Origin of the sequence: Thermoleptolyngbya sichuanensis A183 (assembly GCF_013177315.1) — a bacterium.
Lineage (GTDB): Bacteria > Cyanobacteriota > Cyanobacteriia > Elainellales > Elainellaceae > Thermoleptolyngbya > Thermoleptolyngbya sichuanensis.
Map to the genome: position 1 here is coordinate 4,037,390 of NZ_CP053661.1, position 13,328 is coordinate 4,050,717.

Genomic DNA, 13,328 nt, shown 5'->3' on the forward strand with positions numbered 1-13,328 from the left:
CCCTCAATCCCAAACGACGGATACCCGGTTCACCGTCTCTCGTAACCTCCCTTCGCTGTGTCTCAATCTTCCAACTCTCAATCTTCCGAAATTCAAGCCATCTTTAACCGCATCGCGCCCGTTTATGACCTGCTGAACGATGGGCTGAGCCTGATGTTTCATCGGGTCTGGAAGCGTATGACCGTCGGCTGGAGCGGCGCAAAACCGGGCGATCGCTGTTTGGATGTGTGCTGTGGCAGTGGCGATCTGGCGCGGCTGCTGGCGTGGCGGGCGGGCACGACTGGCGAAGTCGTGGGGCTAGATTTTTCGGCAAACCAGTTGGCGATCGCCCAGGAACGCACCGCCCAATCGACCATTCCCCTCAACGTTACCTGGGTCGAAGGCGACGCACTGAATTTGCCCTTTGGTGACAACGAGTTTGACGCGGCGACGATGGGCTACGGCCTGCGGAACGTGGTGGATATTCCCAGGGCGCTGGCGGAACTGCATCGCGTCCTCAAACCGGGTGCGTCGGTCGCCATTCTCGACTTTCACCGCCCCGACTCTCCTCAACTGCAAGCCTTCCAGCAGTGGTATCTGGATACGCTCGTCGTGCCTACTGCCGCCCGACTGGGCATGAAGGATGAGTATGCCTACATCTTTCCCAGCCTGGAGCGGTTTCCCCAGGGGCCGGAGCAAGTGCGCCTGGCGAAACAAGCCGGGTTCCCCTACGCCGAACACCACGCGATCGCCGGAGGGATGATGGGCGTGCTGGTTGCCACCAAAGCCCGCGACTGGTGATCTGGGCGATCGCAGCCCTGAGGGTAGGATAGAAGAAACGCGATTGACACCGCCTGAACCGGGCAGGCTAGACCCGCAATCCAAAACCCGCGATCCAAAATCCAAAACCCAAAATCCAAAATCGCTATCTCCCCCAACCCACTATGACCGCCCAATCTCCCAAACCCGCCTCCCCCCTGCCGCCGTCTGAGCCGGGAAATGCTGCCCGCATTCGGAATTTCCTGATTGCAATGGTGGCGATCGCCCTCAGCACCTCGATCTTCTTCGGCTTGCAATCTTCCAACGGATCGGGCAACTTGGCGCTGTTGGCCGAATCTGCGGTGCCCCTGGAGGAAGCGCTGGCCAATGACAAACCCACGCTGATGGAGTTTTATGCCAACTGGTGTACAAGCTGTCAGGCGATGGCGCAAGACCTGGGCGAACTGAAAGAAGAGTATGGCGATCGCGTCAATTTTGTCATGCTGAATGTAGACAACGACCGCTGGCTGCCAGAGATGCTGGCCTATCGAGTCGATGGCATTCCCCATTTTGTGTATTTAGATCGGCAGGGAGAGGCGATCGCCAGCATCATCGGCGAACAGCCCCGCGCCGTGATGGCTGCGAACCTAGAGGCGCTGTCGAACAATACCCCCCTGCCCTACGCGCCCGCCAGCGGTCAGGTTTCTAAAGTGAACACTGCCGCTGCCAAAGCTACACCCGACGACCCGCGTAGCCACGGCAGCCAGGTAAATCGGGGTTAAGAGCAGGGTTAAGGACGGGGTTAAGAATTTAGAAGGCACTGCCCTAGCGGTATGGGGCTAGAGGCGTTGCCGCTCAAGGAAAGCCCGTAATTTGCAAAACTCAGCCCCAAAACTCAGCCCCAAAACTCAGCCCAAAGAACTCAGCCCACAGGTAGAGTTTCGGTTTTCCGTCTTGCCAGCGGCGTGTCGAATATCGCTACAATGGGGCTTAGTTCTACTGCGGCGTTGGTGACTGCCAATAACGTTTTATGATCTATGCTTCGACTAAACGGGAGTCGTGATGTCTCGATGGCAGTAGACTGAGCCTGTCTTGGCAACAAGCGTGTACTCAGAAACTTTAAATCGAGGCCGAGAGTCCCACCTGGATTTATCCAGGTCAAAAACTGAGGTAAGACGGCGTTGTGGGGAACTTTTAAGCTAGGGCATGTTTTAGAATCCTTTGATCCCCCCTAGCCCCCCTTAACAAGGGGGGAACTGGGCCAAGCCGCTCCGGAAGTCCCCCTTTTCAAGGGGGATTTAGGGGGATCGACTCAGGGCAATCACCGACCTAGGAAGTTTTAAAGCAATGCCCAAAAACTTTTAAGCAATTTTCAATCAAAATTCCTCTGTCTGTTGGGCGGGGGAATTTTTGTATGCAGGGCTGGGGAGCGTTTTGGGATGGATGATGTGCTGCAATGGTCAGCGGTGACGCTGGTGGGGCTGGTGCTGGGGGCGTTGGCGCTGGCCTCGCGGCGCAATATCGCTCGCTGGAGTGCCCGCGTTTCTTCGGCTCCTTTGGGCGAAGCCGCAAGCCATCCGGACTTGCAAACTGGCGCATCGCTTCAAGAAGAAACAGCAACGCCGACAACAGCACCGGACACCGCCATGCGGCTGACCTATCGCGGCGTGCCTTATCTGCGCTGGCGATAGGGAAAAAGCAAGGAAAACTCAGATCTTGCACCTTTCCCAATAAGTCAAGCTGGGCAATGATTTGAGAACAATTTCAAATCCATATTGTGCGGCAATAAGTAGCTAGACAGGAAAAGTTATAAGATAGGGGCACCTCGATCAATTGCCTTATTGAGAATTTTAGGAGCCTAAAACCCTTGTTTTCTCGTAGCCATTCTCAAGAGGATCTGAATTTTTCGAGGTGCCCGTCTTGTCAAGACAAATTATACATAAAAGATTTTAGCCATTTGGTACTCATAGCTTGTTGATAGGACTTTAACTGTTCCACCACCAAGGGGCAAAGCGGTCTAACGATGAAGTTGTGCGGCGGCAGATAACCTCTAACTCTCACAGATAACCTCTGTTCCGTCCGCACCAACGTTCTAAGCTTAGATACCACTCAAAAGCGTAGATGCTGTGAAAAAAACTCCCCCCTCTACAATGCCTTGAACGCTTGGCTGGGTCAATCGGTGCCCTGGGCTCATCGTAGCCATCTGACGACCTGCCTGTGGATGGTGGTGGCTTTGCTCCAGCGCGGAGAAATCAACCTGACTCGCTGGCTGCCCTATGTGCCGTGTCGAGGGGTGCAGGCACAAAGCAAACAACGACGGCTAAGCCGCTGGCTGCACAACAGTCGCCTGAACGTCCATCGCCTGTACAAGCCCCTGATTCAAGCGGCATTAGCCCATTGGGATGAGGATTGTTTGTACCTGAGCTTGGACACCTCGCTGTTTTGGGATGAGTATTGCTTGATTCGCCTAGCGGTGGTGCATCGAGGCCGGGCGTTGCCTGTGGTCTGGCGGGTGCTCCAGCACCGCAGTGCGTCCGTCGCCTTCAGTGACTACCGGGAGATGCTCCACCAAGCCGCCCATCGCTTGCCGGCGGGGGTAAAAGTGGTCGTCTTAGCCGACCGGGGCTTCATTCACACCGAGGCCATGAGCCGCCATAACCGCTGAACTCGGGTGGCACTACCGCATCCGCATCAAGCGGAATACTTGGATTTGGCGGGCGGGCCATGGATGGTGTCAATTGAAGGACATTCACCTTCAGCGCGGGGAGGCTCTCTGTTGGCACACCGTGAAGCTCCACAAAGGCGAGTGGTACGGGCCGGTGCATATCGCCTTTGGTCATAACAGCCTCAACGGCGAGTTTTGGACTATCGTCAGCGATGAACCCACCCACCTGCGCACCTTCGAGGAATACGGCTTGCGCTTCGACATTGAGGAGGCGTTTCTCGATGACCAATCCAACGGCTGGAATCTCCAGAAATCTGAAATTCGCTCCCTCTGCGCCCTATCCCGGCTTTGGTTCCTTTTGGCCGTCGCGACGCTCTACGTCACCGCTCAAGGTCTCGAGGTCGTCGCAACAGGCAAACGGCGATGGGTTGACCCCCATTGGTTTCGTGGCAATAGCTACTTCCGCATTGGATGGGATTGGCTGAAAGCCGCCCTAGAGAACGGGTGGCCACTCATCCGTCATGTCTGTTTCACTCATAACCGCGATCCTGAACCCGCGATGGCATCTCGCAAACAGCATGAGCAACGCACCTATCGAATCGAATTCAAAGTACACACGTACTGCTGTGTCGCCGATTAGTTTTGTCAGTCAACCAGGGGTTCTAGAGGTGAGATCGGGAGCATCCCACTTTCGCGAAAACAGTGCGAAGGGTGAGAATGGGAGGGTAGCCCCAGGGATGACTCACCATGACACCTGAAGACCAAAAGCGATTGGAAACTTGTACAGCAGAGATCGCCGAGATTTTGTATCGCAATAGCAACCGAGAGGGGCTCGATAGTCTAGAAGGCATCGAGCAGACTGTACGACGGCAAATGCTAGAGGAGGTGAGCCCTCGAGTTGCCCTTTTTTTGTCAACCAGAAAGCCTACCCCGCCCGAGGCCGGGTTCGCCGATTGAAGAGTTTGGTAGGGGTCCTTGAGATTCGTCAAAGTCAGGCAGAACGGTTAGGCGTAAAGGCTTACAGCCGTCTCAGTGGTGGCCTAGAGAAAGCCAACCTACGCTTAAGTGCCAACGAATCGTTTCAAGATGCAGAGGATGACATCGTAGCCCTGACCGGGATGCGGGTCGGGCACTCGACCCAACAACGTCTGGTGGGGCGTCAGTCGTTCGAGTCTGCCGAGGCTAAACAAGGCGTCAGTGAGGTCAGCATTGATGGCGGCAAAGTCCGTCTGCGTGACCTGCTAGAGTCCGATAGCCCGTGGCGAGACTACAAAGCGGTGCGGGTGGAGGGGATTTATTACAACGCCTTCTTCCAAGACAATGACAGCTTGATTGATTATCTCAGCGCTCAACGCTTGCTCTCCCCACTGGTCTGTCTGGGCGATGGTCACGCTGGGGTGTGGAATCTGTTTGCTCAACTCACCACCGTTGAGACCCGTTGGGAAATCCTCGATTGGTACCATCTCAAAGAAAACCTCTACAAAGTCGGTGGGTCGCTCAAGCGCTTAGCAGCGGCGGAAATGCTGTTATGGCAAGGTCAAGTGGAAGCCGCCAGGGCCCTCTTTGCCGACTGTCGGCGCAAGCAAGCCCGCAATTTTGAAGCCTATCTGAGCACCCATCGCTCTCGCATCGTGAATTATGGGTTCTACCAGGCTGAGCAACTCTGTTCTATTGGATCAGGAGCCGTAGAATCGGCTGTCAAACAGATTGGGCGACGCCTCCAAATTTCGGGTGCTCGCTGGAATACGGCCTCCGTTAATGCCATGTTGAGTCTGCGCTGTGCCTACCTCAATGGACAGCTCGCCAGTTGACTGTTTCATCGAAAGTGGGATGCTCCTGGTGAGATCTCCTTGGCTGTTTCTAGGTCTTCTGCCAGAATCCGAATTAGCTTTAGCTTTTCAGTAGTAGAAAGTTGGCGAACAGATGGAAGAACTTCAGACAAAGTCATATGGGGTCTCCAAACTTAAAGCCCTATACCTCAAGTTTAGTAGGTAGCAGTCAAAATTGTAAGATTTTGTGGTTTTTGTCGCAGTAATTAATTTGTAAGGTTTACTCATCGTGTAATTGTCCACCCTAGGATTTCCATTAATTATGGAGACTGGTTGAGAAGTTGATTATGAATAAAGAGGATCATCAAAAACAGTTTTTGCTTTCTCAAACGAAACTTTATGCTTCGATAGATTACTCGCCGCTTTGTCGTTGTTCCACTCAAACTGCATACATTGATTATACCACTGCCTTTATTAGCCTCCAATCCTATGGGTTGGGTATCACTGCAAAGCCCAACCCACTAAGTTTGATAATACTATCCAGCAGCCCTAAATCTATAACTATGCCATTGTCCGAAGGCAGAAGTGTTGAAAGATAGCTCAACATACAAAAAATGGGGGCAGAATATTGTATTCTAGCCCCCAGCAAACAAAAACAATGTTTAAGATGCTAGTGTCATTTCCTGCGCTTGTCAAACCGATACTCAAGCAGTTGTGCCCACATAACTATCCTGTTTTGAACTCTCGCTTATTCTTTGAAATCTGGTTGACCTTCGTTTTAGACCAGGGTTTAACGAGCATGAGAAGCCTGTTTTATCGTCTCAACAAAGCAGGAATCAAGGTTGATATTTCCACCTTTTCTAAAGCCTGCAAGACTCGACAGGATGAACACTTTTGTCGCATCTACGCTGAGCTCATAAGACAGCTAAAACAAAAAAATCCAGCGACAGCACAGATGCTGTTTTCCATTGATTCAACGGTCATCACATTGACAAGCAAGTTGTTCTGGATGCAAGGCTATCATCAAGTCAAATTGCTTAATGGAGTCAACTTAACGCAAGGTAATCCCAGTGAATGCCTGATTCATTTTGGTCAAGGACATGACGCAAAATTTGCTGACAGAGTGACAGGAATGATTCCTGAAGATGCCATCGGCGTCATGGATAGAGGCTTTGCCAGTTGGGATTTCCTTGACCAATTAAGCCAGGATCAGACTCGCTTTGTTGTCCGCCTTAAGAACACGATGAAGACCGAGTTTGAGCATGAGCGATATCGAGTGGTTTGGTTTTGTGACTTAGAGAGCCAAACGGAGTTTCGGCTGGCGACCAATGTAGAACTGATGACGAATGAAGAGATTAGTGAAGTCTATCGCCATCGGTGGCAGATAGAAGTGCTGTGGAAGTTTCTAAAGATGCACTTGAAGCTAGATAAACTAATCTCTAAGAGTGTCAATGGAGTCACCATTCAAATCTACATGGTGTTGATTGCCTATCTGATTCTGCAATTGATAGAAATTCCAGAGTTTTATGGTCATCAATTACTAGATAAGTTGCGCTATTTGCAACTTGAATTGAGTCGTCGTTGTTCGATTGTCCATTGGAGCTACGATCTGCTGCCAGAGACACTCGTAGGAGCTTCGTAGGGTTGAATGTAAAGTTTTATGTCTCAATTCAACACTTCTGGTCCGAAGGTAATCCTTGATCTTCAGCTTTAGCTCTCGTGAAATTGGATATGATTCAACCTCCCGTTCTATATCGACTTTGGATTACCTTTTCTCCTTAGCTCCTCTACAGTTGCCTTAAAAATAGCTTCAAATCCATAGTCTGACAAACCCTTTGAGATTAGTCCAAGTATTCCAAGTACTGCGATTCCTCCAAGCATCCCAAATGAACCGCCAAGAAAGGCTAAAGCCGCAGTTAATGCAGCAGCACCTGCCCAACCTGTAACTGCCATAGCAACTATGAGCACTAAACCAGGTACACCAAGTGCAGCAATCTTATCAACAAGTTGATCCATACTCTCTATTTCCTTTAGTAATGAGCCAAAAACAACACTCTTGCACCCAAAGGATTCCCACATTGACAGGCTAACTACTAATTAGACTGATCCCGTCTGCCTATCTACATCTAGGAGGGGAATTAGGCTGACAGCCGTCTGTCTAAGATCCCGAATCGGGGAAATAGGCTGACGATTGTCTGTCTAAGATCCCAAATCGGGGAAATAGACTGACAGTTGTCTGCATAATATCTCTGTTTTGGGGAGTTAGGCAGATGGGTTCACAAAGGCTTTAGACAAGCGAGGCTGCGAGGTCTTTGGTTAGGAATGGGGGATTTTGGAGTGGGGATTTTGGATTTTGGATTGAGGGGATGCCCTGCTAAAATCCAAAACCCAAAATCCTCCTTATCTGTTCTTACTCGTTTGCACCAGGATTGCTGCGGATGTCGCGGTGCAGATAGCGCAGCACTTCGCCAGGGCGACCGTCGAGGACGATGCCGTGAGGCGGGAAATCCAGGGCGTGCGTCCACTCGAAGCGTTCGGCATAGCGGAGCAGGTGGAGCCGGTCAATCGCCATCTGGGCATCTTCAGGGAGGCCGATGATGCAGTGGCGCAGGCGGCGACGGTGGGGCAGTTCGCAGGTGAGCGGGGGCAGCGAAAACTGGGTCGCCTCCGAGCGTGGGGACGACCAGGTGTATTGAATTGTCAGCATTTGGGGTTTCCTCCTGGAAACGAGTGGGGTAGGAAACCCCGAAATGTTGGCCGCCCACGGACGTGAAGCGCTGGGACAGGGCGGCCTACAATGGACGCAGCCCTGAGACAGGCTAGGACTGTCGAGGGGTCAGGTGTTGGTAGATGTTTGCCGCATCTACCGACACCGTAGGTGACTAAACGACCAAAATTTCGGGGGAAAGTGGGCTGCGTCGAAGGGAACCAACGGGCAGCTTGATGGACGATTGTACTGGATGCGATCGCCCCCGTCAATTGTCCTGATGACTTACGCTTGCAATCTTATTTATCCTGACGATCGCCCGGTGCGAATGTTCAATCATCCGGTAGTACAATTCCACAACGGCCGCCGCTTTCATGGGTGGCAATCGCTCCACAGGAATTACGTACTTGCGATCCACAGCTACAGGCAAGAAAGATTCGACCCATAGCCCTATTCTGTTGCGCGTATAATGACCCTGATGCGGGTCGGCGTGTCTTCTGGTGAGGCGAGTTTGGCGAAATGAGTGACACCCTGGTACAGCTATCCTCGGTGGGTGAGTCTTTGTTTGAAATTGAGCGTCTGCGCGTGGCCTATCCGTTTCAGCGGGGGCAGCAGGTTGCGACGGAGGCAGACGCGCTGGACTGGGCGGTGGATGATGTGTCGCTGGTGCTGAAGGCGGGCGATCGCCTTGGGCTGGTGGGCGAGTCGGGCTGCGGCAAATCGACGCTGGGGCGGGCCGCTGTTCGCCTGCTGCCGACGGATACGCGCATCGAGGGGCGCGTCTTGTTTCAGGGACGCAATGTCTTCGAGCTAAACCCGGCGGAACTGCGGAAATTTCGCGGCGAGGTCGTGTCCATTGTGTTTCAAGACCCGATGACCCGGCTCGATCCGCTGATGACCATCGGCGACCACTGTGTGGAAACGCTGCGATCGCACGTCCCAGACCTCTCGCGGGCGGCGGCCAGAGAACGGGCGATCGCCACGCTAGAAGCCGTCAACATTCCCCCCAGCCGCTGGAGCCAATATCCCCACGAATTTAGCGGCGGGATGCGGCAGCGCGTGGCGATCGCCCTGGCGCTCTTGCTCAACCCCAAGCTGATCGTCGCCGACGAACCCACGACCAGCCTGGATGTTACCGTGTCTGCCCAAATTTTGCAGGAACTCACCCGCCTCTGCCAGGAACGCGATATGGCGCTGCTGCTGATTTCCCACGACTTGGCGCTGGTGGGCGAATACTGCGATCGCATCGCCGTCATGTACGACGGCAAGGTGGTGGAAACAGGCCCCACCGCCACCGTCCTCACCCAGCCCCAGCACCCCTACACCCAGTCCCTCCTCCAGTCTGCCCTCCACATCCAGGCAACCCCCCAATCCTCCAAACCGCTTACCCCCGAACCCACAGAAGCGCCCCTCCTCAAGCTCGAAAACCTCCAAAAACACTACACCCTGGAATCTAACCTCGTTGCCAAACTCCTAGCAGGCAAGCAAGACACCGTCATCCGCGCCGTAGACGGCATCTCGCTCGATCTGTATCCGGGAGAAATTTTGGGACTGGTGGGCGAGTCGGGCTGCGGCAAAAGCACCTTGTCGCGAACGATCCTGCGGCTGGTGGAGCCGACGGGCGGTCGGATTGAGTTTTTGGGTCAAGACCTGACGCACCTCTCGCGGGAAGATCTGCGAAAACAGCGACGGCAGATGCAGATGGTGTTTCAAGACCCCCACGCCTGCCTGAATCCGCTGATGACGGTGGGCGAGAGCATCGCCGACCCGCTGCTGATTCACGATCTGGCAGACACAGTAGGCGCAAGGCAGCAGGTGTTGCAAATGCTGGAGCGGGTGGGGCTAACGCCGCCAGAAGACTATGCCCAGCGCTATCCGGGCGATTTGTCAGGTGGGCAGCAGCAGCGAGTGGCGATCGCCCGTGCCCTAATTACCCGCCCCCGGCTACTGATCTGCGACGAACCCGTAAGTATGCTCGATGCCAGCGTCCAGTCGCAAGTGCTAGAGCTGATGCTGCACCTGAAGCAGGAATTTGACCTGACGTACCTGTTCATCACACACGACCTCTGGCTGGCACGATTTTTGTGCGATCGCATTGCCGTCATGAACGCAGGCAAAATCGTCGAACTCGGCCCCACCGCTGAGCTATTTGCCAACCCGCAGCACCCCTACACGCAAACGCTCCTGAACGCTGCACCACTGCTCAGTCGGGTGGGCGCTTAAAACTTGAGATGACGAGCGCAACGCGCTCATCATCTCAAACTCTCTACCCCAAAAACTCATAGGTCGTGGACAAATTCACCTGGAGCGTCGGAATTTTTACGTGATTCACCAGGTTATGCGCCAGGGCTTGCTCTGGGGTGAGATACCAGTCGGCATGGCCCCGCTGATGCACCTGCTCGACAAAGTAGCCCGGCGGCTTCTGGCAGTTTTCATCCAGGATTTGATACAGCAGGGCATTCAGCCGTTTCACTTCGTCGGCATCGGCAATGATCTCGCCAGCTTTGCCAAAGGTGACGGTGAGGCAGTCGTGGATCATGATTCGACTATTGGGAGCGGCATAGCGGTAGCCGTGCCAGCCGCAAGAAAGGAGAATCGCTCCCGCGCTCATGGCCTTGCCCATGACAACCGTGGCGATCGGCTTGGGCGACGAGCGACAAATATCGACCATCGCCATCAGGGTGTCGATTTCGCCGCCATAGGAATCGATCAACACCGGAACCACTGGCTGGAGGGATTCTACTGCTCGGTTAAATTGCTCCAAAAAAGGCTTGACGGCTTCGGACTTAAATTCGTTTACCCAGACGACGGCTGGGGGAGGGGCAAGTTTTTCTAACGCTTCACGCTCTGCGCGAGCATTGGTGGTGTACTGGATACGCATTGACGAGAGACTAAAATGTGTCCCTATCCTAATCTACAGACAGCTTGATCTGGGTTGATTGATCTGGGTTGACCAATCTGAACCGATTGATCTGAGTTGATGGCCGACTCTATCCTTTGGCCCCTGCCAGTGGGAATCATTTTTGTGTAGTATTCTCTTTGAGATTTCTTAACCTTCAGTTTGTTTTTTGGCGCGACGGTGCATCCTAGCTTGACACTGAACGTTAAGTCCCCTGATTTCTGTTAGGACTTACGCAGTTGGACGACTTCTCGCAGGCACAGCCCAAGAGACATCGTCCAGAATCTAGAAAAATCTAGGAAACTGATTGCAAGTGCGTCAGTCCTGTCTGTTTGGCGTGTCTGTAAAAAGGGCGATTCTCGAAGCACTCCCTACGGGAATCACCCTTTGCCGCAGGCGCAATCTTCCCCTCTCTCGCCCCACCGGGCCCTACCTTTCGCAACCTAGAGCATATTGAATGTTTGGTCTAATTGGTCATCTGACAAGTCTGGAACACGCTCAAGCCGTCGCCCGCGATCTGGGCTATCCCGAATACGCCGATCAGGGGCTTGATTTTTGGTGCAGCGCGCCGCCGCAAATCGTCGATCACATCAAGGTCACCAGCGCCACCGGGCAGGTGATCGAGGGCAAGTATGTGGAATCCTGCTTTTTGCCGGAAATGCTGGCAACGCGCCGCATCAAAGCCGCCACTCGAAAAGTGATTAATGCCATGGCTCACGCCCAAAAGCACGGCATTAACATTACGGCACTGGGCGGCTTTTCCTCGATTATTTTTGAGAATTTTAACCTGTCGCAAATTCAGCAGGTGCGTGATGTGACGCTAGATTTTGCCCGCTTCACCACTGGCAACACCCACACCGCCTACATCATCTGCCGCCAGGTCGAGCAGGCTTCTAAGCAAGTGGGGATTCACTTATCGGAGGCGACGGTGGCGGTTTGCGGCGCGACGGGCGACATTGGCAGTGCGGTGTGCCGCTGGCTGAATGGACGTGCAGATGTGAAAGAACTGCTGCTGATTGCGCGAGATCAGGAGCGGCTGCAAAATCTGCAAGCAGAACTGGGGCGCGGCAAAATCATGGCGCTAGAAGAGGCGCTGCCCGAAGCCGACATTATCGTGTGGGTGGCTAGTATGCCCAAGGGCGTGGAGATCGACCCGACCACGCTGAAGCAGCCCTGCCTGCTGATCGACGGCGGTTATCCCAAAAACCTAGGTACGAAGATTCAGCATCCTGGCGTGCATGTGCTGAACGGCGGCATCGTGGAGCATTCGCTGGATATCGACTGGAAAATCATGAACATCGTCAACATGGACGTGCCGGCCCGCCAGTTGTTTGCCTGCTTTGCCGAGTCCATGCTGCTGGAGTTTGAGAAGCTCTACACCAATTTTTCCTGGGGGCGAAACCAGATCACGCTGGAAAAGATGGATTTGATTGGGCAGGTGTCGCTGAAGCACGGCTTCCGACCGCTGCTGATGGAAGGCTGAGGTAAAGGGCCGGGGATCTGGGGCAAATTGCTTGTCGATTGGAACTTTTGGGCGATCGCCTCAATCACTGTAAGCTTAAAGATGCAAATTTTGCGGCGAGGATGGGCTGGGGCGATCGCCCAGGAATATTAGGCTGCACCAGCCAGACCCAAGAGCCGGGCCTCACCTACAGCCTAATCCCCTCGCCCTCACCCTACGCCTTACCCATTTCCCTGAGGAGACCATGAAGCGGCGCACGTTGATTCAATATGCAGGCAGCGGATTGGCAGCGGCGGCCGCCACCGTCGGCCTATCCCAGAGCCAGCAAGCCCAAGCCCAGACCAGCAACGCGGTGACGATTCAGGCGTTGGGACATACCTGCTTTTTGTTTACAGGCGGCGGTCTGCGAATTTTGGTTAACCCGTTTCGCCCGATTGGCTGCACCAAGGGATATCGCCCCCCCCGTGTTCCTGCGGACCTGGTGATGATTAGCAGCCGTCTGTTTGACGAGGGTTCCCTGGAGGGACTCCCCGGCAGTCCGCGCCTGCTGGCAGAACCGGGCATCTATGAGTATCGCGGTGTGCAGATCCAAGGCGTGCGATCGCCCCACGATCGCCAGGGCGGGCGGCGCTTTGGGTTTAACGTCACCTGGCGCTGGAACCAGAGCGGGCTGATCCTGGCGCACATGGGCGGCGCGGCGGCTCCGATTGAGGTGGAGCAGCAAATCCTGATTGGTCGCCCGGACGTACTGTTTGTGCCTGTGGGCGGCGGCCCCAAGGCCTACAACGCGACGGAAGCCCGACAGGCCGTGCTGGCGCTGAACCCGCGCATCATTGTGCCGACGCACTTTCGGACGGCGGCCGCTGATGCCAATGCCTGCGATATTTCGCCAGTAGATGAATTTCTGTCGCTGATGGACGGCGTACCCGTGCGGCGACCCGGTGACACGATCACGCTGCGTCGCTCGGAACTGCCGTCGGAAGGGGCCCGAATTGAACTGCTGAGCTACAGATTTTAGGGCGATCGCTCGTTAGCATGGATTTATCAGCGGCTGAGTTGTCCCGGTCGCCGCGTCGGGCGGCTCAGCC

Annotated in this window: 13 protein-coding genes, 1 other RNA gene and 1 pseudogene; 11 read left to right on the forward strand and 4 right to left on the reverse strand. The window is 54.3% G+C overall.

The window, feature by feature from the left end:
* The first annotated feature begins 57 nt into the window (after positions 1-57).
* From ubiE to HPC62_RS16835, 7 genes are all read left to right on the forward strand, one after another.
* Positions 58-780 carry a bifunctional demethylmenaquinone methyltransferase/2-methoxy-6-polyprenyl-1,4-benzoquinol methylase UbiE gene (gene ubiE / locus HPC62_RS16805; RefSeq protein ID WP_172357552.1) on the forward strand — a complete coding sequence of 241 codons (723 nt, stop codon included), beginning with the start codon at positions 58-60 and terminating at the stop codon, positions 778-780.
* A gap of 143 nt (positions 781-923) precedes the next feature.
* Complete coding sequence (locus tag HPC62_RS16810; RefSeq protein WP_172357554.1) at positions 924-1,520, forward strand: thioredoxin family protein; 597 nt, start codon at positions 924-926, stop codon at positions 1,518-1,520.
* A gap of 211 nt (positions 1,521-1,731) precedes the next feature.
* Positions 1,732-1,932, forward strand: a non-coding RNA gene (gene ssrS, locus HPC62_RS16815) — 6S RNA.
* Between the two features lie 245 nt (positions 1,933-2,177).
* Positions 2,178-2,429, forward strand: a complete 252-nt coding sequence (locus HPC62_RS16820) for a hypothetical protein (RefSeq protein WP_172357556.1) — start codon at positions 2,178-2,180, stop codon at positions 2,427-2,429.
* Positions 2,430-2,917: 488 nt separating this feature from the next.
* Complete coding sequence (locus HPC62_RS16825) at positions 2,918-3,403, forward strand: hypothetical protein (RefSeq protein ID WP_172354058.1); 486 nt, start codon at positions 2,918-2,920, stop codon at positions 3,401-3,403.
* Positions 3,404-3,524: 121 nt separating this feature from the next.
* Positions 3,525-4,043: a hypothetical protein gene (locus HPC62_RS16830; RefSeq protein ID WP_225910564.1), complete on the forward strand. Its 519-nt coding sequence runs from the start codon at positions 3,525-3,527 to the stop codon at positions 4,041-4,043.
* Positions 4,044-4,150: 107 nt separating this feature from the next.
* Positions 4,151-5,214 (forward strand): ISKra4 family transposase gene (locus HPC62_RS16835; RefSeq protein WP_172355863.1). Its coding sequence is split into 2 segments (ribosomal slippage): positions 4,151-4,307 and positions 4,307-5,214, totalling 1,065 coding nucleotides; the frame shifts between segments, so codons are not numbered across the junction.
* A gap of 309 nt (positions 5,215-5,523) precedes the next feature.
* Here the strand turns inward: HPC62_RS16835 and HPC62_RS16840 are convergent.
* Positions 5,524-5,622, reverse strand: a pseudogene (locus HPC62_RS16840) (BrnT family toxin); the annotation flags it as partial.
* A 217-nt stretch (positions 5,623-5,839) separates the two neighbouring features.
* On the opposite strand from HPC62_RS16840, the gene HPC62_RS16845 reads away from it, so the two are divergent.
* Positions 5,840-6,814, forward strand: coding sequence for a transposase (locus tag HPC62_RS16845; protein ID WP_172358810.1), 975 nt, complete (start codon positions 5,840-5,842; stop codon positions 6,812-6,814).
* A gap of 107 nt (positions 6,815-6,921) precedes the next feature.
* Here the strand turns inward: HPC62_RS16845 and HPC62_RS16850 are convergent, their stop codons facing one another.
* Both HPC62_RS16850 and HPC62_RS16855 read right to left on the reverse strand, forming a co-directional pair.
* A complete protein-coding gene (locus tag HPC62_RS16850; protein ID WP_205370776.1) occupies positions 6,922-7,188 on the reverse strand; it encodes a hypothetical protein in 267 nt (88 codons plus the stop codon).
* A 394-nt stretch (positions 7,189-7,582) separates the two neighbouring features.
* The gene (locus HPC62_RS16855; RefSeq protein ID WP_205370775.1) at positions 7,583-7,879 is read right to left on the reverse strand and encodes a hypothetical protein; all 297 of its coding nucleotides are present in this window, start codon (positions 7,877-7,879) and stop codon (positions 7,583-7,585) included.
* Positions 7,880-8,428: 549 nt separating this feature from the next.
* Here HPC62_RS16855 and HPC62_RS16860 point away from each other — a divergent pair.
* On the forward strand, positions 8,429-10,102 hold the full coding sequence (locus tag HPC62_RS16860) for a dipeptide ABC transporter ATP-binding protein (RefSeq protein WP_172359005.1): 1,674 nt from the start codon (positions 8,429-8,431) through the stop codon (positions 10,100-10,102).
* 43 nt (positions 10,103-10,145) lie between these two features.
* Here the strand turns inward: HPC62_RS16860 and HPC62_RS16865 are convergent, their stop codons facing one another.
* Complete coding sequence (locus tag HPC62_RS16865) at positions 10,146-10,760, reverse strand: ClpP family protease (protein WP_172357560.1); 615 nt, start codon at positions 10,758-10,760, stop codon at positions 10,146-10,148.
* A 475-nt stretch (positions 10,761-11,235) separates the two neighbouring features.
* Between HPC62_RS16865 and HPC62_RS16870 the strand changes: the two genes are divergently transcribed.
* Together HPC62_RS16870 and HPC62_RS16875 are read left to right on the forward strand one after the other, a co-directional pair.
* Positions 11,236-12,261 carry a long-chain acyl-[acyl-carrier-protein] reductase gene (locus HPC62_RS16870; protein ID WP_172357562.1) on the forward strand — a complete coding sequence of 342 codons (1,026 nt, stop codon included), beginning with the start codon at positions 11,236-11,238 and terminating at the stop codon, positions 12,259-12,261.
* Between the two features lie 223 nt (positions 12,262-12,484).
* The gene (locus HPC62_RS16875; protein ID WP_172357564.1) at positions 12,485-13,258 is read left to right on the forward strand and encodes an MBL fold metallo-hydrolase; all 774 of its coding nucleotides are present in this window, start codon (positions 12,485-12,487) and stop codon (positions 13,256-13,258) included.
* The last annotated feature ends 70 nt before the right edge of the window (positions 13,259-13,328 follow it).

Coding starts and splice junctions, on each gene's coding strand:
- HPC62_RS16865 (WP_172357560.1), bottom strand. CDS start 10,760: ATGCGTATCCAGTACACCACCAATGCTCGCGCAGAGCGTGAAGCGTTA.
- HPC62_RS16845 (WP_172358810.1), top strand. CDS start 5,840: ATGCTAGTGTCATTTCCTGCGCTTGTCAAACCGATACTCAAGCAGTTG.
- HPC62_RS16870 (WP_172357562.1), top strand. CDS start 11,236: ATGTTTGGTCTAATTGGTCATCTGACAAGTCTGGAACACGCTCAAGCC.
- HPC62_RS16820 (WP_172357556.1), top strand. CDS start 2,178: ATGGATGATGTGCTGCAATGGTCAGCGGTGACGCTGGTGGGGCTGGTG.
- HPC62_RS16855 (WP_205370775.1), bottom strand. CDS start 7,879: ATGCTGACAATTCAATACACCTGGTCGTCCCCACGCTCGGAGGCGACC.
- HPC62_RS16810 (WP_172357554.1), top strand. CDS start 924: ATGACCGCCCAATCTCCCAAACCCGCCTCCCCCCTGCCGCCGTCTGAG.
- HPC62_RS16875 (WP_172357564.1), top strand. CDS start 12,485: ATGAAGCGGCGCACGTTGATTCAATATGCAGGCAGCGGATTGGCAGCG.
- HPC62_RS16850 (WP_205370776.1), bottom strand. CDS start 7,188: ATGGATCAACTTGTTGATAAGATTGCTGCACTTGGTGTACCTGGTTTA.